The following is a 21,004-nucleotide window of genomic DNA, read 5'->3' on the forward strand; positions in this document are numbered from 1 at the left end:
GCTCCGCGATGCGCCGCTACGGCAAGCACACCGACGAGGACGACATCCGCGTCCGTCCCAGCCGCCGGGGCACGCGCCCGCGGACGCACACCCGCCCCAAGCACGAGGACGCGTCCGGCGGCCGGGTGCTGACCGTCGACAGGGGGCGGCTGACGTGCCTGGTCGAGGGCCGTACGGTCACCGCGATGAAGGCCCGTGAGCTGGGCCGCAAGGGCGTCGTCGTGGGCGACCGGGTGGCGCTGGTGGGGGACCTGTCAGGCGCGAAGGACACCCTGGCGCGCGTGGTGCGTGTGGAGGAGCGCACGTCCGTGCTGCGCCGGACCGCCGACGACAACGAGCCGTACGAGCGCGTCATCGTCGCCAACGCCGACCAGCTCGCCATCGTGACGGCTCTCGCCGACCCCGAGCCCCGGCCGCGCCTGGTGGACCGCTGTCTGGTCGCGGCGTACGACGCGGGGCTCGATCCGCTGCTGGTGCTCACCAAGTCCGACCTCGCCCCGGCCGGTCCGCTGCTGGACACCTACGCGCCGCTCGGCCTGCGGTACGCGGTCACCAGCCGGCAGCAGCTGGAGCGCGGGGGGCCGCCGGCCGAGCTGCTGGAGCTGCTGCGCGGCCGTACGACGGTCTGTGTGGGACACAGCGGCGTAGGGAAGACCACGCTGGTGAACGCATTGGTGCCGGAGCGGCAGCGGGCGACGGGCGACGTCAACGCCATCACCGGACGGGGGCGCCACACCACCACGGCGGCGCTCGCCCTGCCGCTGGCCGACGGCGGCAGCGACGGGGACAGCGACGACGGCTGGGTGATCGACACGCCTGGTGTGCGCTCCTTCGGGCTCAACCATGTTCAACTGTCGCGCGTCATCCATGCGTTCCCCGACCTCGAAGCGGGGGCGGCGGAGTGCCCGCGTGCCTGCAGCCACAACGAGCCGGGGTGCGCCCTGGATCGCTGGGTGGCCGAGGGGCACGCCGACCCCGCGCGGCTGGCGTCGCTGCGGCGGCTGCTGGCAACGCGTGAACGACGCGAAGGGGATTGATCGCTTCCGGTCGACAGTCGCAGGCATACTGTATTCCTCTGGGCCAAGCTCACCCCAAGGGCAGCCCAAGAGAAGGCAATACGGCGCAGTGCGGGGCACTGCGGGGCGCTGCCATGAGACGCAACGAGAGGGAGACCATATGCCGTGGCTGCTGGTCATCGTCGCGGGGCTGCTGGAGACAGGCTTCGCCGTCTGTCTGAAGCTCTCCCACGGCTTCACCCGGCTGTGGCCGACGATCGCCTTTGCCGCCTTCGCGCTGGGCAGCTTCGGACTGCTGACCCTGGCGCTGCGCCGGCTGGACGTGGGCCCCGCGTACGCCGTCTGGACCGGCATCGGGGCGGCGGGGACCGCGATCTACGGCATGATCTTCCTCGGCGACATGGTCTCCACGCTGAAGCTGGTCTCGATCTCGCTGGTCATCGTCGGCGTCATCGGGCTCCAGCTCTCCGGTGGCGCCCACTGAGACGGTCCGCCGCCCTGCGTACCGTCCGCCGGGCAGCCGCCCGCTCACCGCACGGCGCGTCCCGCGTGCTGGAGCAGCGCGCGTACCGTCTCGTCCACGCGCGAGCACGTCTCGTCGTCCGGGCCGCCCGACTCCGCGACGACGTACGAGAGGGCGACCCGCAATCCCGCCTCGTACGCCCGCTCTAAGGCCCGGTACTCGCACTCGGCGGAGCCCAGCCCCGCCACCGCGCGGTTGCGCAGCACCACGGCGAGCTGTCCCGGCTCGCTCGGCAGCCGTCCGGGCGGCGCGTGGCGCGCGGGCGCGGGCAGCGGCATCCGGGCCTCCCAGCAGCCGGTGAGCGCCGCGTGCACGATGGGCTCCTCGCGGGCCGTACGCAGCATCCAGGCGGCCGCGGCGGCGCAGCACGCGGCGGCGTCGGCGCCGCGGCGGCAGGACTCGGCGACCGTGCGGGCCGCGCCGTCCAGGAAGTCCTCCACCAGGCGGCTCACCAGCGCGGCGCCCAGCCCCTCCTTGCTGCCGAACTCGTTGTAGAGGGTCTGCCGCGACACACCGGCAGCCGCGGCGACGTCCACCATGCGCACCCCCGTCCACGGCTGCGCCCTGACCGCCGTGTGGGCGGCGTCCAGCAAGGTCTCACGTGCAGTAGGCATCGTTGCCTCCCCAGCCGCGTGACAGCCCGGCGTGCGGCACAGAATTGACGCGCCGCCAGGAGGTGTCAATACACCGCGCATACGCATGGTCCTGTGGCCGGGGTATGCCCCGGTGGGTACTGTTCGGACATGCTGGACTACCACGACGACCTGCGGCTGGCCCATGTGCTCGCCGACACCGCCGACGCCGCGACCATGGAGCGGTTCAAGGCTCTCGATCTGAAGGTCGAGACCAAGCCGGATATGACACCGGTGACCGAGGCCGACAAGGCGGCGGAGGAGCTGATCCGGACCTCGCTGCAGCGCACCCGCCCGCGGGATGCCGTGCTGGGCGAGGAGTTCGGCACCGAGGGCTCCGCCTCCGGCAGCTCCCGCCGCTGGATCGTCGACCCGATCGACGGCACCAAGAACTACGTCCGCGGCGTGCCCGTCTGGGCCACCCTGATCGCCCTGACGGAGCTGGGCGAAGGCGGCGACCAGCCGGTCGTCGGGGTGGTGTCGGCACCCGCGCTCAACCGGCGCTGGTGGGCCGCGAAGGGCAGCGGCGCGTTCACCGGCCGCAGCCTGTCGCAGGCCAGCCGGCTGAAGGTGTCGCGGGTCGCGGACGTCTCCGACGCCTCGTTCGCGTACTCCTCGCTGCACGGCTGGGAGGAGCGCGGGATGCTGGACGGCTTTCTGCAGCTGACCCGCTCCTGCTGGCGCACCCGCGGATACGGCGACTTCTGGCCGTACATGATGGTGGCCGAGGGCTCCGTCGACATGTGTGCCGAGCCGGAGCTGTCGCTGTGGGACATGGCGGCCACCGCGGTCATCGTCGAGGAGGCGGGCGGCACCTTCACCGGGCTCGACGGCCGCCCCGGCCCGCACAGCGGGAACGCGGCGGCGTCGAACGGCCTGCTGCACGACCGGCTGCTGAGCTGCCTCACGGCGTAACTGCCACCGGTACGGCCCGCCACCGGTACCGTCCAGCACGGCACGCCGCGAAGGACGTGCCACGACAAGGGGCGCGCGGGAGTTCCCGCGCGCCCCTTGTTGCGGCCACGACCGCATGTGAACATGAGAATCCGAGCGCTTGTGACCTTGTGAATTCCTTCTCGAAGAGAGGGCGTTCCTCCAAGGAGGTGGCACGTCCATGCCGTCCATGCCCGGTCATGTCCACGACGCGATGAGCACCGTGGTCCTCACCATCGGCCCCGCCCACACCCTGCGCCAGGCGGCGCAGCTGATGTCGGCCCGCCGGGTCGGCGCCGCCGTCGTCCTCGACCCGGACACCAGCGGTCTGGGCATCCTCACCGAACGCGACATCCTCAACTCCCTGGGCGCGGGGCAGGACCCGGACCTGGAGTGCGCGCACGACCACACCACGACGGCCGTGGTCTTCGCCAGCCCCTCCTGGACGCTGCACGAGGCAGCGCACGCCATGTGCCGCGGCGGCTTCCGGCATCTGATCGTGCTGGGCGACCGGGAGCCGGTCGGCGTGGTCTCGGTGCGCGACATCGTCCGCAGCTGGTCGGCCGAGGACGTGCGGCGCGCGGACGGGCCGGAGGGACCGGAGCCCTCTGGCGTCCGGCCCCTCCGGGTCGGTTCGGCGGGCCAGCCGGTGCCGTGACCGGGCCCGCTCCAGGCGGTCAGCCGCGCAGGGCCTGGACCGCGGCCTCCAGCCGCTTGCCGAAGTCCTCGTCGGCCTTGCGGAAGTTCTCGATGGCGCGCTGCGCGATCTCGTCGTGCGAGACGCCCGCGATGTTGCCCGCGAGGTTGTCGACCAGGCGCTGCTGCTCGTCCTGGGACATCAGCCGGTAGAGGTCGCCGGCCTGGACGAAGTCGTCGTCCTCCGCGTGCGAGGGGGCCGGGTGCTCCCCGGTGGCACCGGTGACGGCGGTGGGCTCCCACAGCGGCCGGTCCGTCTGCGCGGGGCCGCCGAAGCTGTTCGGCTCGTAGTTCTTCGCGCCGCCGTGGCGGCCGTCGTACATCACGCCGTCCCGGCCGTGGGTGCGGGCGCGGGCGGCCTTGGGCTCGTTCACCGGGAGCGCGTCGGCGTTGATGCCCACGCGGTAGCGGTGCGCGTCGCCGTAGGCGAACAGGCGGCCCTGCAGCATCTTGTCCGGCGAGGGGCCGATTCCCGGCACGAAGTGGTGCGGGGAGAAGACCGACTGCTCGGTCTCGGCGAAGACGTTCCGCGGGTTGCGGTTCAGCTCCAGCTTGCCGATCTCGATCGGCGGGTAGTCCTCGTGCGGCCAGACCTTGGTCAGGTCGAACGGGTTGAAGCGGTAGGCCGCCGCGTCGGCCGCGGGCATGAGCTGCACCTGAACGGTCCACGTCGGGTAGTCGCCGCGCTCGATGGCCTCGCGCAGGTCGCGCTGGTGGCTGTCGGGGTCCTTGCCGGCCAGCTCGTCCGCCTCCGCCTGGGTGAGGTTCTTGATGCCCTGGTCGGTCTTGAAGTGGTACTTCACCCAGAAGACCTCACCGGCGTCGTTGGCCCACTGGAAGGTGTGGGAGCCGTAGCCGTTCATATGGCGGTAGGAGGCGGGGATGCCGCGGTCGCCGAAGAGCCAGGTCACCTGGTGGGTGGACTCGGGTGACAGGCCCCAGAAGTCCCAGACGTTGTCCGGCTCCTGCGAACCGGTGTACGGGTCGCGCTTCTGGGTGTGGATGAAGTCGGGGAACTTCACGGCGTCCTTGATGAAGAACACCGGAGTGTTGTTCCCCACCAGGTCGTAGTTGCCCTCTTCGGTGTAGAACTTCAGGGCGAAGCCCCGGGGGTCGCGCACGGCGTCGGCCGCGCCGAGGTTGCCCGCCACCGTCGAGAAGCGGAGGAAGACCTCGGTCTCCTTGCCGATCTCGGAGAGGAACTTCGCGCGGGTGTACCGGGTGACGTCCGCCGTGACCGTGAACCTGCCATAGGCGCCCGCGCCCCGGGCGTGCACGACACGCTCCGGGATCCGCTCGCGGTTGAAGTGCGCGAGCTTCTCCAGCAGCAGCTGGTCCTGGATCAGCGCCGGGCCGCCGGCCCCGGCCGTCTGGCTGTTCTGGTTGTCCGCGACCGGAGCGCCCGCTTCCGTGGTCAGGGGTCCGGCGGTCTCGTCCTGCACGCTCACGTGCGCCTCCTGTGCCTCAGTCTTGTCGGCGTCCAACGCCAGTCCCGATCCTACATTGGACTAAGTCCAAGTCAAGATGAGAGCGAAAGCCGTACGGGTTCTTCCCATGGACATGGCGCTGCTACCCTGGTGAGCATGAGTGACCTGCTGGACCGGCTGCGCGACCGAGGCTGGCGGCTCACCGCGCAGCGGCGAGTCGTCGCCGAGGTGCTCGACGGCGACCATGTGCACTACACGGCGGACGAGGTCCACGCCCGTGCGGCCGGCCGCCTGCCCGAGATCGCCCGTGCCACCGTCTACAACACGCTGAGCGAGCTGGTCGCCATCGGCGAGGTGCGCGAGGTGAGCACGGACGGCCGCGCGAAGCGGTACGACCCGAACACCCGCCACACGCACCAGCACCTCGTCTGTGAGAAGTGCGGCACCATTCGCGACGTCCACCCGCAGGGCGACCCGGTGGCGGCCCTCCCGGAGGCCGAGCGCTACGGCTTCGCCATCCAGGACGCCGTCGTCACCTACCGCGGCACCTGCCCGGACTGCGCCCGCGGCTGACACCGGCCCGGCGGCTCCGCCGCGTGACGGTTCTCCGCGTGGCGGCGCACAAAGCAGGCACACAAAGCAGGCACACAACACAGAGGGCCCGGATCCATGGGATCCGGGCCCTCTGCTCTCCGTAGCGGGGACAGGATTTGAACCTGCGACCTCTGGGTTATGAGCCCAGCGAGCTACCGAGCTGCTCCACCCCGCGTCGTTGTGTTCTTTACTCTAACCCCACCACGACGACCTGCGCAAATCACGGGCTCTTCACCCGCTCCCACAGCCCCCGGAACCGCTCGGGCCCCGGGAGCCCGAGCGGTCACTACGCCGTCAGCTCGGCCCGCAGCGCGTCGCGCAGCTTCGCCGCCCGCTCGGCGACCTCGGCAGGCCCCAGCTCCACCGCACGCGCGCACCAGTGCTGCCCCTCGGACAGCTCGCCCCGGCGCGCGTTGATCAGCGCCAGCCGCAGCGCCGCCCGGCCGTGGCCCGCCTCAGCAGCCCGCGTCCACCACAGCGCCGCCTCCGGCTCGCTGCCCTCGCGGGCCAGCAGCAGTCCGAGGTTGAACGCACCGTTCGGGCTGCCCGCGTCGGCCGCCGCGCGGTACCACCGGGCGGCGTCGACGACGTCGCCGCGGGCCGCCGCGCACATGCCCAGCCGGACCTGGGCCCGGCGGTGGCCCTGCTCGGCGGCGCGCTGGTACCACTCCTCGTGCTCCGCCGGGGCCGCCGCTTCGGCACGGGAGTCCGTACGGAAGCCGCCCGCACGGCTGCCCGCGCGCTCCCCGGTCCGCTGGCCCTGTCCCTGACCGGCGGACTGGCGCTCGGCCCGCCGGGAGCGCCGTTCCAGCAGCGCGGCCAGCCGGAAGGCGCCCTCGACGCTCCCGCCCCCGGCGGCGCAGCGCAGATGCCGCTCGGCGGCATGCAGCTCGCCGTCCCGCAGCTGCGCGATGCCGACCTGGAGTGCGGCCTCCGCGTGGCCGGACGACGCGGCGCGCTCGTACCAGCCGCGCGCGGCGCTCTCGTCGCCCCGCCCGGCGTGCAGGATGCCGAGGTTGAAGGCGGCGTCCACACTGCCCGCCTCTGCCGCCTTGGAGAACCACGGCTCGGCGCCCTCCCCGTCGCCGCGCTGCAGCAGCAGCACGGCCAGCGCGTTGGCGGCCTCACGGTGCCCGGCGTAGGCGGCGCGCCGGTACCACTGCTCGGCCTGGGCGTTGCGGCCCTGGGCGGCGCACAGCAGCCCGAGGTTGAACGCGCCGTTGTCGCACCCGGCATCCAGCGCCACCCGGTACCACCGCTCGGCCGCCTGGCGCTCGCCCTTGTCGGCGTGCAGGGCGCCCAGCGCGTTGGCGGCGTTGCCGTCGCCGTCCTCGGCCGCACGGCGCCACCAGACGGCCGCACTGTCCTCGTCACCGGCGTCGCGCAGCAGGAAGCCCAGCGCGCAGGCGGCACGCGGCTCACCGTCCTTGGCGGACGTCAGATACCAGCGGCCGGCCTCCTTCAGCTCGCCGCGGCGCTCCAGGATGGCGCCCAGCCGGAGCGCCGCCCTGCGGTGACCGCGCGCGGCCGCCTGCCGGAACCACTGCTCGATCTCCTGCTCGGCCGCCTCACGCGCGCGCCGCTGCGCCGCGCCCCCCTGGGAGTGGCCCGCCTCCGCCTCCGTCCGCGCGGACATCAGCTGGGCGACGCGGTACGCCGCCTCGCGGTGGCCCCGCTCGGCGGCGGCCCGGAACCAGCCCTCGGCCCCGCTCTCCCCCTGGTGCTCCAGCAGGTCCGCGAGCGCGTAGGCGCCCAGCGGGTGGCCGGACTCGGCGGACTGGCGCAGCCAGTACTGGGCCGCGGGCTCGTCCCCGCGCTCCCGGTGGTGCCGGCCGAGCGCGTGCGCGGCGGCCGGGGAGCCCGCGACGGCGGCGACCCGCCACCACTCGGCGGCCTCCTCCGGCTGGCCGCGCTGGTGCAGGAGCACGCCGAGGTTGTTGGCCGCCGCGCGGTCGCCCGCGGCGGTGGCGGCGCGCAGATGCGGCTCCGCGCCGTCCAGATCGCCGCGGCGCAGCAGCTGCGCCCCCAGCGCACTCGACGTCGCCGCGGTGTCCGCGCACTCCGCGCGCTCCGCGCCGTCCTTCACGGTCAGACCCCGCTGCCCCATCCAGGCCGGGGCGGGAGGCCAAGCCTTGTCCCCCATAAGCTCCATCGTCGCACCACCTGCAACCCGCGTACACCTGGTATACCGCAGCCAGGGAGGTCACTTCAGCGGTTTGTCGACTTCCCGATACAGAGATACCTCAAACGCGAATCCCTGTGCCCCCCTCACACAAGCGAAGGACCCGGAGTCCGTTGACTCCGGGTCCTTCACAATCTACGTAGCGGGGACAGGATTTGAACCTGCGACCTCTGGGTTATGAGCCCAGCGAGCTACCGAGCTGCTCCACCCCGCGTCGTTGTGTTCACAACCCTACACCACTTTCGGGGTGCGGGCCGCCACCAGGTCGACGCGGGGCAGCTCAGCGCCGTGCGGGGCTAACTTGATCCGCCTCCGTCCCCATTGTCGCTTTCGCCGCTTTCACCGTTCTTGTCGCTATTGCCGCCCTGGTTGCCGCCGCCGGCGCCGGCTCGCGCCTCGTCGGCCTCCTTGAGGGCGTCCTCCAGCTTCTTCTGCTGCTTGCCGTACTCTTCCCAGTCGCCCTTCTCCAGGGCCTTCTGGCCCTCTTCAAAGGCGCCCTGGGCTTCCTTCAGCGCCTCCTGCACATCGCCGCTGGGCGGCGTCGGCTCCTTCTCGCGGTCCGGACCCGTCTTGTCGCCGCTCTCGTCGGCCTTGCCCTCGGTGTCGAAGACCTTGTCCAGCGCCTGCCCCAGGGTGTCCTCGAAGGCGATCTTCTCGCCGTAGGTGACCAGAACCTTGCGCATGCGTGGGTAGTTGGTCCCGGCGCCGCGGACGTAGACCGGCTCGGCGTAGAGCAGTCCGCCCTCCAGCGGCACCGTCAGCAGATTTCCGTACTCCACCTCGGAGTCGCCGCGTTTCAGCAGATTGATCTTCTCGGCGATCTCCGGATCGGAGTTGAACTTGCTCTGCACCTGGGACGGACCGGCGACCGTGGTGTTCGGTGGCAGTCTCAGGATCCTGATCCGGCCGTACTCCTTACTGCGCGCGTCCGCGTCGATCGCCATGAAGGCGCCCAGCGTCTCCCGCTTGTTCGGGTTGTACGTCGTCGTCAGCGAGAACGTCTGCTGCTTCTGGTCCGGCATCTTCATGCTCAGGTAGTACGGCGGGACCGCGTTGCCCTTGTGCGTCGGGTCGTCCGGGACCTGCCAGCGCTCGGAGCCGCTGTAGAACTGCGACGGGGACGTCACGTGGTACGTCTGCAGCAGGTCGCGCTGCACCTTGAACAGGTCCTGCGGGTAGCGCAGGTGGTCCATCAGGTCGTCGCCGATGGCGCTCTTCGGCTTCACCGTGTTCGGGAACGCCTTCATCCACGTCTTGAGCACCGGGTCCTTGGTGTCCCACTGGTACATGTTGACGTCGCCGGTGTAGGCGTCGACGGTCGCCTTCACCGAGTTGCGGATGTAGTTGACCTTGTTCTGCTGCGCGACGACCTCGCGCTGGCCGTCCGTGAGGGAGTCCGCCGTGGTGTCGCCCAGGGTGGTGCGCGACGAGTACGGGTAGCCGTTGGTCGTCGTGTAGGCGTCGACGATCCACTGGATGCGGCCGTCGACCACCGCCGGGTACGGGTCGCCGTCGATGGTCAGCCACGGGGCCACCGCCTCGACGCGCTCCTTGGGCGTCCGGTTGTACAGCACCCGGGAGCCCTTGCCGATCGCGCCGGAGTACATCATCTTCGGCTCGTTGAAGTGGACGGCGTAGGCGGCGCGATTGATCGGGTTCGAGAGGCTGACCCCGCTCTTGCCCTGGTACGTGTACGTCTTCTCGCCCTCGTCGTCCGCGTAGTCCAGTTCCTTCTGGGGACCGCCGACGACGGAGTACTGGGTGGTCTTCTCGCCGTAGTAGACCCGACCCTCGTACTTGCCCAGGTCGCCCTTGGGCGGCAGGTCCTTCTCGGTGAACGTCGGTGCGCCGTCCTTGTCCACCGTGGTGCCCTTGGCGGCGACCATCCCGAAGCCGTGCGTGTACTTGAAGTGCGTGTTGATCCAGTTCTTCTCCGGGATGCCGTTGGTGTTGATCTCCCGGAGGCCGACCACGGTGTCCTGGTCCTTGCCGTCCTTCTTGTAGCGGTCGACATCCAGGGTGGCGGGGAACTGGTAGTAACCGCGGACCTGCTGCTTTTGCTGGAACGTCGGCGAGACGACGTTCGGGTCCAGCAGGCGCATGCTCGCGGTGGTGTCGGCGGCGTTGCGCAGCTTGTCGTTCGACGCCTTGCTGGTGCCCGAATAGTCGCGCACCTGCGAGTCGTCGATATCGTACGCCTTGCGTGTCGCATCGATGTTCTTCTTGATGTACGGCGCTTCCTTGGCCTGCTCGTTCGGCTGGACCTGGAACTTCTGGACCAGCGCCGGGTAGAGCCCGCCGATCAGGATGGCCGACAGCACCATCAGGCCGAATCCGATCACCGGAAGCTGCCAGGTGCGCCGCCAGAGCGTGGCGAAGAACAGCAGCGCGCAGATGATGGCGATGATGAACAGGATCGTCTTGGCCGGGAGGTAGGCGTTGGCGTCGACGTACTTCAGTCCCGTCCAGTTGTCGGTCGCTTTGAAGTCACCGGATTTCACCGCCAGGCTGTAGCGGTCCAGCCAGTACGCGACGGCCTTCAGGGCGACGAAGAAGCCCAGCAGCACCGACAGGTGCCCGGTGGCCTGCGCGGTGGCGCGGGCGCCCGGGGTGGTGATGCGCAGCCCGCCGTAGAGGTAGTGCACCAGCGCGGCCGCGACCAGCGAGAGCACCGCGGCGGCGAAGCCGAAGCTCAGCAGAAAGCGGTAGAACGGAAGATCGAAGGCGTAGAACGAGACGTCCTTGTGGAACTGCGGATCCTTGGTGCCGAACGAGACGCCGTTCACCCACATCAGCCAGGTGCGCCACTGCCCCGCCGCGGAGGCGCCGGAGATCAGCCCGACGAGCGCGGTGACGCCGAGGAGCACCCACTTCTTGTACGGCGCGAGGCCCATCCGGTAGCGGTCGAGGCTCTGCTGCTCCATCGACATCGCGCTCAGCGGCGGACGCAGCCGGTGGGCCAGCCAGATGTTGAACCCGACGGCCACAGCCATCAGCAGGCCCATCACCGAGAACAGGCCGATCTTGGTCCACAGGGTCTTGGTGAAGACCGAGCTGTAGTGCACCGAGCGGTACCACAGCCAGTCCGTCCAGAACCCGGCGAACATGACAAAGAGCATCGCCAGGACGGCCAGCACGCCCACTGTCATCAACAGCGTCCGCGCACGCCGGGACGGCCGGCCCACTCTGATTCGTGGTCCGGAGGGGCCCGAGGAGCCCCGGTCCGGCATCTGGAAAGCCAAGGTCCGCACCTCGAAGATTCGCAGGGGATGGAACGTTCGGTAGCACTCTCGCGCTGCTTCGGCAGGCCCCGCATCGTAGGGCCCACTAGGGCAACTTACTCAACCTTTACTCAGTTCCCGTTTCCGGGGTCGGAACCGGCACGATATGCGCATGGACAACCTCCCCTTTGACGGCACCCCGCTCGCGTCCAGCCCGCTCACCCGCGCGGTGCTCGAAATCGACGAGTACGCCTCCAGCCTCGGCTGGGACCAGCCTGCCCGACTCTTCGCCCTGGTCGACACGGCCCGGCTGCGCGCCCAGGAACCGGGACTCGCCGGGCAGCTCGGTCTGGACGGGGAGGGGGAGGCCGGCACACCGCAGGGCTCGCTCACCCCGGTGGAGCAGGACGAGCTGCCCTCCGGGACCGAGCTGGACGAGTTCCTCGCCACCATCGGCTGGCCCGACGCCGTCGCGGGCTGCGCGATGACGGTGGAACGGCTGATGCTCCCGCCGTCCGCCGAGTCGACCGTCCCCGAGCACCTGGACGAGAAGCGGCTCGCCGAGTGGGTCGCCCAGCACCCGGAGCGCCAGGAGGTCCGGATGACCGTGGCGGTGCTGCGCGACGGGGCGCGCGAGTCGGCCGTGCGGCTGCGCGAGAAGGACGCCCCGACGGAGGTGCTGACCGGCGCCGACCTCGTGCCGGGGCTGTCGGAGGCCCTCGCGGCCACCTTCGAGGAGTAGCCGCCCTCCGGGTCGAGCCGGGCCTCCGGACGCCCCGGAGGCCCCGGAGGCCCGGACGCCTGCGCAGCGGGCCCCTGGGGCCTTCCCGGGCCTCTCCCGGCCCTCCGGCCCCGTCCCGGCAGCCCCGGCAGCGGGAAGCGGGGCCGCGGCCCCCGGGGGGCCCGGCTCGTCACCGGCCCGTCACTTCGCCTTGCACTGCGGGAGGGCATCGGTGTCGCCGTTCCGTATCTTCTTCAGGGCGTCCATCGCGTCGTCCATGGACCCGGTCTTCACCAGGGTCAGTCCCCCGGGCTTGTCCTTGGCGGCGGTGGCGCAGTTGCCCTTGGGCGTCAGGAAGTACTTCGCGCCCTTGTCCCGCGCCGCGACGGTCTTCATCTGGATGCCACCGATCGCACCGACCTTGCCCTGGTCGTCTATCGTGCCGGTGCCCGCCACGAACTGGCCGCCGGTGAGGTCCGTCTTGGTGAGCTTGTCGACGATGCCCAGCGCGAACATCAGGCCCGCACTCGGCCCCCCGACATCCGCGAGCTTGATGTCGATCTTGAACGGGAAGGTGTGCCCCAGCCCCGGCTGGATCCCCACGATCGCCCGGCCGTCGTCGGGTGCCTTCGTGGCCGTCAGGGCGACCTGCCGGCGCTCCGCGGCCGGGAACTTCTTCCCGGCGTCCTTGGACTTCTTCGCCTGGTCCGCGGGGATCACCGTGAAGGTGACCTTCTCGCCCGGCTTGTGCTTGGTGACCAGGTCGGCCACGCTCTGCGGCTTCTTCGGGTCCACCGCCTTGCCGTCCACCGCCGTGATGACGTCCCCCGCGTGCAGCTTCCCCTGTGCGGGACCGTCCTTCACCACGGAGCTGACGAGGAGATGCGAGCTGACGGGGAGGCCCAGTTCTCTGAGCGCCGCCGCTTTCGCGCTCTCCTGGGACGCGCTGAACTCCTCCGCGTTCTCCTCGTCGACCTCTTCGGCCGACTGGTCGTCCGGATACAGCGTGGAGCGGGGGACGACGGCGCTGTCGTGACGCACCCAGCCGTACACCGCCTCCAGCATGTTCATCCGGTAGTCGGCCCCGGTGACCTGGACCGTGGTCATGTTGAGGTGTCCGGTCGTCTTGTACTGCCGCGGCCCCTTGCCGATATGCAGCACCGGCTCGCCGTTCTTCGACCCGAGCGTGTTGTACGTCGGCCCCGGTGACATCTCCGCGTACGGCACCTTGATGAGCGCCCCGGCACAGATCAGCGCTATGAGCAGCAGTGCGGACGTGAGCATGGTCGCGGTGCGGCGTGGCATGCCACGACAGTACGGGACAGGCCCGTCAGTCGGCCGTCCGGGCCGGTCCGTCCGGGGCGCAGGACACGGCCGCCCGCCGGTCCGCCCCGTACTCCGCAGTGACCCCCGGGGAGCGGTCGCCCGGTGCGCGGGAGCGCTCCATGGCAGCGCGGAAGCGCTCGTAGCCCGCGACTCCGGCGGCGTCCGGTGTCGTGGTGCGCCGCCGGTTGGCCCAGCCGCCCCACACGCTCGCGACGAGAGCGGCGGCGACCGGAATCAGCAGCCAGGTGAGAGCCGCCATCGAGACCTCCCGACCCCATCATGGGTGCCAGCCCGGCCGGAGTCCGAAATTCCGGCCGATGAGCAGATTAACCACCGGAGACACAACGGTCCGTCCCGGGGCCGGGTTACGCAAACGCCCACGGACAGCCGGGTGTCGCCCATCAGGGGGTACGCGGGCCAGGGCGCTTCGCCGCGATGCGGCCCCTGTTCGAGCGAAGCCGAGAGCTGGGGGGGAGCGTGCCGGGCGTCGCGACGCCGCGGAGATCCGTCAGAAGGGTCCTAGACGCCGACCCACTCCTCCGTACCGTCCTGGAAGAGCTGGTGCTTCCAGATCGGCACCTCCCGCTTCAGGTCGTCGACCAGCCTGCGGCAGGCGTCGAACGCCTCGGCGCGGTGCGCGCAGGAGACCGCCGCCACGACCGCCAGGTCCCCCACCGACAGATCGCCGACCCGGTGCACGGCTGCGAGCGCGCGCACCGGATAGTCCGCCGCGACCTTCTCCGCTACGCGCCGCAGCTCGGCCTCGGCCGAGGGGTGCGAGGAGTAGCCCAGGCGGGCGACGTCGCTGCCGCCGTCGTGGTCCCGCACGGTGCCGACGAACAGCGCCGTACCGCCCGCCGCGCTGTCCCCGACCGCCGCGAACACCTCGTCGAGCGAGAGCGGGGTGTCGCGGATCCCCAGCAGCCGGACCGGGTCGGCGCCGCGGTGCTCGCCGGGGTGGGCGGAGCGCTCGCCCGGGGAGTCGGGGGTGCCCTCGTGCGTCTGAGCCATGGCGGTCATGCTGCCGTACGGATCCGGTTTCCGGAACCTTTCGCCTCCGTGCCGCCTCACAGGCCGCGCCGTTTGCGGGCCCGGCGCACCAGCGCTGCCGTACCGAGCAGGGCCACCGTCGCGCCCGCGGCGCCGGCCGCCGTGGCCGCCTCGGTGCGGCCGAGCCGGCGCCCCGCGACCGTACGGCGCCCGGAGACCTCATCCAGCAGTGCGGCGAGCACCTCCTCGTTCGTCCAGCGGGGGCGCCAGCCCGCGTCGTGCAGCCTGCTGCCGCTGACGACCCACGGGTGCATCGTGTACGCCAGGTCACCCGCCGGAGACGGGGTGAGGCCGAGGCGGTGCAGCCGGGAGGCGGCGCCCAGGGCGACGCTGGAGGGCAGCTCCATCCGGCGCACGCCGGTCAGCTCCTCGACCTCCTCCTGCTCCAGCCAGCCGTCGCACCCCACGGCCAGCTCGCCCTCCGCCTTCTCCAGCGCCGCGTACTCCAGGGCGCTGACCAGGTCCTCCACGTGGCAGAACTGCCAGCAGGGGTGGGAGCCCGCGACGACCAGCAGGCGCGGCGACTCGAAGTGGCGGGTCAGCGCGGTGTCCGTACCGGCTCCGACGAGCACGGCCGGACGCAGGACGGTGACGTTCAGACCGGGGTGGGCGCGCGGCGCCCGGTGGGCGAGGCGTTCGATCTCCATGAGGTCGCCCACTCCGGTCGCATCAGCGGTGGCGCGCAGCTCCGCGTCCTCGGCCAGCGGGACGTCGTTGTCCGGCAGCGCGCCGTAGACCATGGCTGACGTGCACAGCACCACGCGGCGCACCCCGGCCGCGGCCGCGGCGGTGAGCACGGTCTGGGTGCCGCGCACGTTGTAGGCGGTGCGGGCCTCGGGGTCGGAGCCCAGGTCGAGGTCGACCGCCAGGTGGACGACGACGTCCACCGGGTCGCCGCCGCCGCGCAGCCGGTCGGCGATGGCCGGGTCGCGGACGTCCAGCGTGTGCCACTGGGCCTCGCTGACCTCGCCACGGCGTTCGTCCAGCGCGATGACCTGCTTGACGTCCCCGGAGGCCGCGAGCCGCTCGGTGAGCAGCGCGCCGACCCCCGAGGCGGCACCCGTGACAGCGACGGTCGGGGTTCGCGCTGCGCGAACGTGGGTCTCGGAGGAACTCACCGGGCGTCTCCAGCGGTTGTTTCTGGTACGGGGTGCGCAGGCTCCATCCTGCCTGACAGGTGTCTAGGCTGGAGGCAGAGCCCACCAGATCGCATCCAGGACAGCCAGACCGTTCTGGCACCCACTGACCGTCCACGAGACAGAGCCGAGGAAACCGTGAGTGACACCCCATTCGGATTCGGCGTACCTCCCGAGGAGCCCGAGGACGGGGACGAGGGCAAGCAGCAGGGCGGTGGCCAGGCGCATCCCTTCGGCTTCGGCGGGGGCAAGGGCGGCGGTTCCGCCGACAACCCGCTGGCCGCGATGTTCGGCTCGCTGGGCGGCGGGCAGGGCGGCTTCGACCCGAGCGACCTGGGCGCCGCCTTCCAGAAGCTCGGCCAGATGCTCTCCTACGAGGGCGGGCCGGTGAACTGGGACATGGCCAAGGACATCGCCCGGCAGACGGTCGCCTCGGGCGCCCAGGACGGCTCCAAGGACGCCTCCGTCACCCCGCAGCAGCGCGCGGGCGTCGAGGAGGCGCTGCGGCTGGCCGACCTGTGGCTGGACGGCGTGACCTCCCTGCCCTCCGGCTCCGCGGCCCCGGTGGCCTGGAGCCGCGCGGAGTGGGTGGAGGAGACGCTCCCGGTCTGGAAGGACCTGGTCGACCCCGTCGCCGAGCGGGTCGGCGCCGCTATGGGGGACGTGCTGCCCGAGGAGATGCAGGCCATGGCGGGCCCGCTGCTCGGGATGATGCGCTCGATGGGCGGCGCGATGTTCGGCACCCAGATCGGGCAGGCGCTCGGCGTCCTGGCGGGCGAGGTGGTGGGCTCGACGGACATCGGACTGCCGCTCGGCCCGGCGGGCAAGGCAGCGCTGCTGCCGGGGAACGTGGAGCAGTTCGGCAAGGGACTGGGCGTGCCGCAGGACGAGGTCCGGCTGTATCTCGCGCTGCGCGAGGCGGCCCACCAGCGTCTGTTCGCGCATGTGCCGTGGCTGCGCTCGCACCTGTTCGGCGCCGTGGAGGGGTACGCGCGCGGCATCAAGGTCGACACCGCCAAGCTGGAGGACGTCGTCGGGCAGCTCGACCCGCAGCACCCGGAGGAGCTGCAGGAGGCTCTCCAGCAGGGCATGTTCCAGCCCGAGGACACTCCGGAGCAGAAGGCCGCGCTGGCCCGCCTGGAGACGGCGCTGGCCCTCGTCGAGGGCTGGGTCGACGCGGTGGTGCACGCCGCGGCCGAACCGCACCTGCCGTCCGCCTCCGCGCTGCGCGAGACGCTCCGCAGGCGGCGCGCGACCGGCGGCCCCGCCGAGCAGACCTTCGCCACGCTGATCGGCCTGGAGCTGCGCCCCCGCAGGCTGCGGGACGCCGCGCGGCTGTGGGCGTCCCTGGCGGACGCGCGCGGCCCGGAGGGCCGCGACGCCCTGTGGGCGCACCCGGACATGCTGCCGACGGCCGCCGACCTGGACGACCCGGACGGATTCGTGCACGGCGGCGAGCAGCTCGACTTCTCCGAGCTGGACAAGATGCTCGGGGACGCCGCGGCGAAGGGCAAGGCGGACGGCACCGACGGCACCGACAGCAGCAGCGGCGGCACTGACAGCGCCGGCGGCAGCGCGGGCGAGGAGCGCGCGGACGGCGGAGACGGGAAGGACGACAGGGGCGACAGCGGCGACAGCGGCGGCACGGGCGACAGCGCCCGGTGAGCCTGCGGGACAGCGCCACGCTGACGCTGAAGGAGTGGCAGGCGCCCGATGCCGGGCAGGAGCGGCTGCGGCTGGCGTATCTCGACCATCTGGCCGCCCACCCGGACGGCATGTGGAAGGCGTGCGCCTCGGGGCACGTCACCGCAAGCGCCCTGGTCGTCGATCCGGCGCGCGGCAGGGCGCTGCTGACGCTGCACCGCAAGCTGGGCATGTGGCTCCAGATGGGCGGCCACTGCGAACCCGTGGACGGCACCCTGGCAGAGGCGGCGCTGCGCGAGGCGTCCGAGGAGTCGGGCATCGCCTCCTTGCGGCTGCTGCCCGGCGGCCCGGTCCGGCTGGACCGGCACCACACACCGTGCGCCTGGCATCTGGACGTGCAGTACGCCGCGCTGGCGCCGGAGGGCGCGACGGAGGCGATCAGCGACGAGTCGCTGGATCTGCGCTGGTACGCCTACGAGGAGGTGGGGACGGTGGCCGACGAGTCGGTCGTCCGCCTCACCCGGCGGACCCGGGAGCTGCTGGGCCGTCGCCCGTGACGGGCAGGTGCGGCAGCCGCTCCGCGGCCACGACCCCCTCCAGGAAGCCGCGGGCCCGCTCGGTGCGGGGATAGCCCTCCAGCAGCTGCCAGAAGGCCGGGCCGTGTCCCGGGACGAGCAGATGGGCCAGCTCGTGCAGCAGCACGTAGTCCACGACGTACTCGGGCATGCCCTGCAGCCGGTGGGACAGCCGGATACTGCCCTCTGCGGGGGTGCAGGAGCCCCAGCGGGTGTTCTGGTTGGTGACCCAGCGGACCGACGCCGGGCGGGCGCGACCGCCGAGGTACTGGGCGGACAGCTGGGCCGCGCGCTCCGCCAGGTCCGCGTCGCCCAGCATGCGGCGGCTCTCCTGGGCCGCGAGCTTGTCGAGCATGACGTTGACCCAGCGGGCCTCCTCGTCCGCCGACATCCGGGCCGGGATCAGCACGACGGTGCGGTCTCCCTCGCGGTAGGCGGACACCGTACGGCGGCGGCGGGCGCTCCGGCGCACCTCGACCGCGGAGGGGGCACCACCCGAGCGCTGGAGGCTGTCGGGGAAGCTGGAGCTGTTCAGCGGGTCGGCGGACACGCCCCGACGGTACCCGCTGGCGGCGGGGGAAGTCGCGTCTCGCGGCTGGTTCGCCGGGGAAACTCCCCACCCCGTGCAGAGTTCGTATGACTAATGTCCGCGGCTGTGGATAACGCGCGACGGGGAGCGGGCGCGAACCCGCATGCTGTCGGCAGTGAGCGCGGTGGGCCACGGGGGCGCACGGGAGACGGAGCGGCTCACGGGACAGGGGGCAGTCATGCATCCGATGATCAAACCCGCGCTGCGCCGCGGCTGGCGGGACCGGCAGACGGTGCAGTACGGCGTGGCACCCGCGCACGCGGTGCTGCTCGGCCCGGTGGACGACGCCACCGCGGCGCTGATGGAGCTGATGGACGGCACCCGCAGCATGGAGCAGCTCCGGCAGGAGGCGGACCGACTGGGGCTGGGCGCCCGGACCCTGCGGCGGCTCACGGACCGCCTCACCGCCTCGGGCCTGCTCGACGACGCCACGGCCGACCGCGCCGCGGCGGCGGCCGTCGCCGACCGGCTCCGGCCCGATCTGGCCTCGCTGTCCGCCGTGCACCGGGAGCCCGGGGGCGGGCTGCGCAGGCTCTCGGCCCGGCGCGAGGCCCGGGTGCAGGTGCGCGGCGCGGGCCGGGTCGGGTCGATGGTCGCCGCCACGCTGGCCGCGGCGGGGGTGGGCCAGGTCGATGTGGTCGACGGCGGCGAGGTCGCGCCCTGGGACACGGCTCCGGGCGGCCTCCCACCCGAGTCAGCGGGCAAGCGCCGGGAGGCCGCGGCCCGGGGCGTGGTGCACCGCTCCCGTGCCTGGCGGGGCACGGCGGGGGGCGAGGTCGCCCTGGCCGTCATCGCCCCGCGCGACGGCCTGGACGCCTACGCGCCCGATCCCTCGTCGGCCGAGCGGTTCACCGAGGCGGGCACCCCGCATATGTACGGCGGGGTGATCGAGGGGACGGGTGTGGTGGGTCCGCTGGTCCTACCGGGCTCCTCGCCGTGCGCGGGCTGCGCTCAGCGGACGCGGGCGGAGCGGGAGCCGAGCTGGCCGCTGCTGGTGGGCCAGTGGCGCACCGCCGCCCGGCGGCGGTCCGGGGTGCCCGCCTGTGATATCGCGCTGGCGACGGTGGTGGCGGGCACCGTGTCCTCCTATGCCCTGAGCTTCCTCGACGGCGACGGCGGCTGCGCGACGGGGTACCGGCTGCGGTTCGCGCTCCCCCATCTGCTGCCGGGCACCGAGCAGCTCGCCCCGCACCCCGAGTGTCCCTGCGGTGCCGCTTCGGCGAGCGGGCCTCCCGAACACTCCGCCGAGCAGCGGTCTCAGGCCACAATGACCGGGTAGCCGCTGTTGTCGGGCTGCCCACGGTAGTGCTGTCTGGGAGTTGGAGAGAGGCATGACTGATCTTCCCCGCAAGGCGGTGACCCGCACGGCCAAACTGGCCGCCCTGCCACTGGGCTTCGCGGGCCGTTCCGCCTGGGGCCTCGGCAAGCGGATCGGGGGCTACTCCGCGGACCTCGTCGGCCAGGAGCTCCAGCAGCGCACGGCGGAGCAGCTGTTCAAGGTGCTGGGCGAGCTGAAGGGGGGCGCCATGAAGTTCGGGCAGGCGCTCTCCGTGTTCGAGTCCGCCCTCCCGGACGAGCTCGCGGGCCCCTACCGCGCGACGCTGACCCGGCTTCAGGAAGCGGCCCCTCCGCTCCCGGCCGCCACGGTGCACGCGGTGCTCGGTGAGCGGCTGGGTGAGGACTGGCGGGAGCTGTTCGCGGAGTTCGAGGACAAGCCGGCGGCTGCCGCGTCGATCGGCCAGGTGCACCGGGCGGTCTGGCACGACGGGCGCGAGGTCGCGGTGAAGGTGCAGTATCCGGGCGCGGGTGAGGCGCTGATCTCGGACCTCGGCCAACTGAGCCGGTTCGCCCGGCTGCTGGGCCCGCTGATCCCCGGCATGGACATCAAGCCGCTCATCGCCGAGTTGCGGGACCGCGTCACCGAGGAACTGGACTACGCGCTGGAGGCCCAGGCGCAGCGGACGTACGCGGAGCAGTATGCGCACGGATCCGACTTCCTCATCCCCGGTGTGGTGCACCAGCGCGATGAGGTGCTGGTCACGGAGTGGATGGAGGGGATACCCCTGTCCGAGGTGATAGCGGACGGCACCCGGGACCAGTGCGACCGGGCCGGACAGCTGCTGGCCCGCTTCCTCTTCTCCGGCCCCGGGCGGACGGGGCTGCTCCACGCCGACCCGCATCCGGGCAACTTCCGGCTGGTCACCGACGGAAGTGAGAGGCCGGACGACTGGCGGCTGGGGGTCCTGGACTTCGGCACGGTGGACCGGCTGCCCGGAGGGCTGCCGCCGATCATCGGCATCGCGCTGCGCATGGCCCTGGAGGGCGAGGCGGACGCCGTCTATCAGCTGCTGCGCGCGGAGGGGTTCGTCAAGGAGTCCATCGAGCTGGATCCGGAGAGCGTGCGGGACTATCTGCTCCCGATCATCGAGCCCGCCGCCGTCGCCGAGTTCACCTTCAGCAGGGAGTGGATGCGCGGACAGGCAGCACGCATCGCCGACCCCCGCTCCCCCGCACACCAGTTGGGCAAGCAGCTCAATCTGCCGCCGTCCTATCTGCTGATCCACCGGGTGACGCTCAGCACGATCGGAGTGCTGTGCCAGCTGGGCGCGAGGGTGCGGATGCGCGAGGAGATCGAGGCGTGGCTGCCCGGGTTCGCCGGGGAGGACGTCCCGGAGGCCACAGAGAGTTCAGCCTGATCCCGCCCCGCCCCGGGCCGGGCCGGGCCGGGCCGGGCCGGGG

The 21,004-nt window shown here is 72.0% G+C and carries 19 protein-coding genes and 2 tRNA genes; 10 read left to right on the forward strand and 11 right to left on the reverse strand.

All coding sequences use genetic code 11. The features are described from left to right. Positions 1–8 precede the first annotated feature (8 nt). Positions 9–1,037 carry a ribosome small subunit-dependent GTPase A gene (gene rsgA, locus G5C65_RS03205; protein WP_165297037.1) on the forward strand — a complete coding sequence of 343 codons (1,029 nt, stop codon included), beginning with the start codon at positions 9–11 and terminating at the stop codon, positions 1,035–1,037. A 139-nt stretch (positions 1,038–1,176) separates the two neighbouring features. Next, positions 1,177–1,500 (forward strand): DMT family transporter, encoded by a 324-nt coding sequence (locus tag G5C65_RS03210; RefSeq protein WP_165297038.1) that lies wholly within the window; start codon positions 1,177–1,179, stop codon positions 1,498–1,500. A 44-nt stretch (positions 1,501–1,544) separates the two neighbouring features. Here G5C65_RS03210 and G5C65_RS03215 read toward each other — a convergent pair whose 3' ends face one another. Continuing rightward, on the reverse strand, positions 1,545–2,153 hold the full coding sequence (locus tag G5C65_RS03215; RefSeq protein ID WP_165297039.1) for a TetR/AcrR family transcriptional regulator: 609 nt from the start codon (positions 2,151–2,153) through the stop codon (positions 1,545–1,547). A 129-nt stretch (positions 2,154–2,282) separates the two neighbouring features. On the opposite strand from G5C65_RS03215, the gene hisN reads away from it, so the two are divergent. Together hisN and G5C65_RS03225 are read left to right on the forward strand one after the other, a co-directional pair. After that, entirely contained in the window at positions 2,283–3,086 is an 804-nt protein-coding gene (gene hisN, locus G5C65_RS03220; protein ID WP_165297040.1) for a histidinol-phosphatase, read from the forward strand. A 208-nt stretch (positions 3,087–3,294) separates the two neighbouring features. Then, positions 3,295–3,762, forward strand: coding sequence for a CBS domain-containing protein (locus tag G5C65_RS03225; protein ID WP_165297056.1), 468 nt, complete (start codon positions 3,295–3,297; stop codon positions 3,760–3,762). 19 nt (positions 3,763–3,781) lie between these two features. Here the strand turns inward: G5C65_RS03225 and G5C65_RS03230 are convergent, their stop codons facing one another. Beyond that, positions 3,782–5,248 carry a catalase gene (locus G5C65_RS03230; RefSeq protein ID WP_165297041.1) on the reverse strand — a complete coding sequence of 489 codons (1,467 nt, stop codon included), beginning with the start codon at positions 5,246–5,248 and terminating at the stop codon, positions 3,782–3,784. 135 nt (positions 5,249–5,383) lie between these two features. Between G5C65_RS03230 and G5C65_RS03235 the strand changes: the two genes are divergently transcribed. Beyond that, on the forward strand, positions 5,384–5,800 hold the full coding sequence (locus tag G5C65_RS03235; protein ID WP_165297042.1) for a Fur family transcriptional regulator: 417 nt from the start codon (positions 5,384–5,386) through the stop codon (positions 5,798–5,800). 122 nt (positions 5,801–5,922) lie between these two features. Here the strand turns inward: G5C65_RS03235 and G5C65_RS03240 are convergent. From G5C65_RS03240 to G5C65_RS03255, 4 genes are all read right to left on the reverse strand, one after another. Beyond that, a tRNA-Met gene (locus tag G5C65_RS03240) sits at positions 5,923–5,996 on the reverse strand. Between the two features lie 111 nt (positions 5,997–6,107). After that, complete coding sequence (locus G5C65_RS03245) at positions 6,108–7,928, reverse strand: tetratricopeptide repeat protein (RefSeq protein ID WP_420903268.1); 1,821 nt, start codon at positions 7,926–7,928, stop codon at positions 6,108–6,110. Positions 7,929–8,143: 215 nt separating this feature from the next. Beyond that, a tRNA-Met gene (locus tag G5C65_RS03250) sits at positions 8,144–8,217 on the reverse strand. Positions 8,218–8,299: 82 nt separating this feature from the next. Beyond that, positions 8,300–11,233 (reverse strand): UPF0182 family membrane protein, encoded by a 2,934-nt coding sequence (locus G5C65_RS03255; protein ID WP_165297057.1) that lies wholly within the window; start codon positions 11,231–11,233, stop codon positions 8,300–8,302. Between the two features lie 163 nt (positions 11,234–11,396). Between G5C65_RS03255 and G5C65_RS03260 the strand changes: the two genes are divergently transcribed. After that, complete coding sequence (locus tag G5C65_RS03260; protein WP_165297044.1) at positions 11,397–11,966, forward strand: PPA1309 family protein; 570 nt, start codon at positions 11,397–11,399, stop codon at positions 11,964–11,966. A 180-nt stretch (positions 11,967–12,146) separates the two neighbouring features. On the opposite strand, the gene G5C65_RS03265 is transcribed toward G5C65_RS03260, so the two are convergent. The 4 genes from G5C65_RS03265 to G5C65_RS03280 form a co-directional block, all read right to left on the reverse strand. Further along, on the reverse strand, positions 12,147–13,250 hold the full coding sequence (locus G5C65_RS03265) for a YlbL family protein (protein ID WP_165297045.1): 1,104 nt from the start codon (positions 13,248–13,250) through the stop codon (positions 12,147–12,149). 25 nt (positions 13,251–13,275) lie between these two features. After that, positions 13,276–13,530, reverse strand: coding sequence for a hypothetical protein (locus tag G5C65_RS03270; protein WP_165297028.1), 255 nt, complete (start codon positions 13,528–13,530; stop codon positions 13,276–13,278). 260 nt (positions 13,531–13,790) lie between these two features. Then, a complete protein-coding gene (locus G5C65_RS03275; RefSeq protein ID WP_165297046.1) occupies positions 13,791–14,291 on the reverse strand; it encodes a molybdenum cofactor biosynthesis protein MoaE in 501 nt (166 codons plus the stop codon). A 47-nt stretch (positions 14,292–14,338) separates the two neighbouring features. Further along, positions 14,339–15,439, reverse strand: a complete 1,101-nt coding sequence (locus G5C65_RS03280) for an NAD-dependent epimerase/dehydratase family protein (RefSeq protein WP_165297047.1) — start codon at positions 15,437–15,439, stop codon at positions 14,339–14,341. A 156-nt stretch (positions 15,440–15,595) separates the two neighbouring features. On the opposite strand from G5C65_RS03280, the gene G5C65_RS03285 reads away from it, so the two are divergent. Both G5C65_RS03285 and G5C65_RS03290 read left to right on the forward strand, forming a co-directional pair. Then, on the forward strand, positions 15,596–17,122 hold the full coding sequence (locus G5C65_RS03285; protein ID WP_165297048.1) for a zinc-dependent metalloprotease: 1,527 nt from the start codon (positions 15,596–15,598) through the stop codon (positions 17,120–17,122). Then, positions 17,119–17,658, forward strand: coding sequence for an NUDIX domain-containing protein (locus tag G5C65_RS03290; protein WP_165297049.1), 540 nt, complete (start codon positions 17,119–17,121; stop codon positions 17,656–17,658). Before G5C65_RS03285 ends, G5C65_RS03290 begins: the two co-directional genes overlap by 4 nt. On the opposite strand, the gene G5C65_RS03295 is transcribed toward G5C65_RS03290, so the two are convergent. Then, positions 17,618–18,226: a M48 metallopeptidase family protein gene (locus G5C65_RS03295; RefSeq protein WP_420903267.1), complete on the reverse strand. Its 609-nt coding sequence runs from the start codon at positions 18,224–18,226 to the stop codon at positions 17,618–17,620. The two genes, G5C65_RS03290 and G5C65_RS03295, sit on opposite strands and share 41 nt — an antisense overlap. 217 nt (positions 18,227–18,443) lie before the next feature. Between G5C65_RS03295 and G5C65_RS03300 the strand changes: the two genes are divergently transcribed. Further along, positions 18,444–19,544: a ThiF family adenylyltransferase gene (locus G5C65_RS03300; protein WP_165297050.1), complete on the forward strand. Its 1,101-nt coding sequence runs from the start codon at positions 18,444–18,446 to the stop codon at positions 19,542–19,544. A 52-nt stretch (positions 19,545–19,596) separates the two neighbouring features. Next, entirely contained in the window at positions 19,597–20,961 is a 1,365-nt protein-coding gene (locus tag G5C65_RS03305) for an ABC1 kinase family protein (RefSeq protein WP_165297051.1), read from the forward strand. The last annotated feature ends 43 nt before the right edge of the window (positions 20,962–21,004 follow it).

Origin of the sequence: Streptomyces boncukensis, assembly GCF_011045075.1 — a bacterium.
Classification (GTDB): domain Bacteria; phylum Actinomycetota; class Actinomycetes; order Streptomycetales; family Streptomycetaceae; genus Streptomyces; species Streptomyces boncukensis.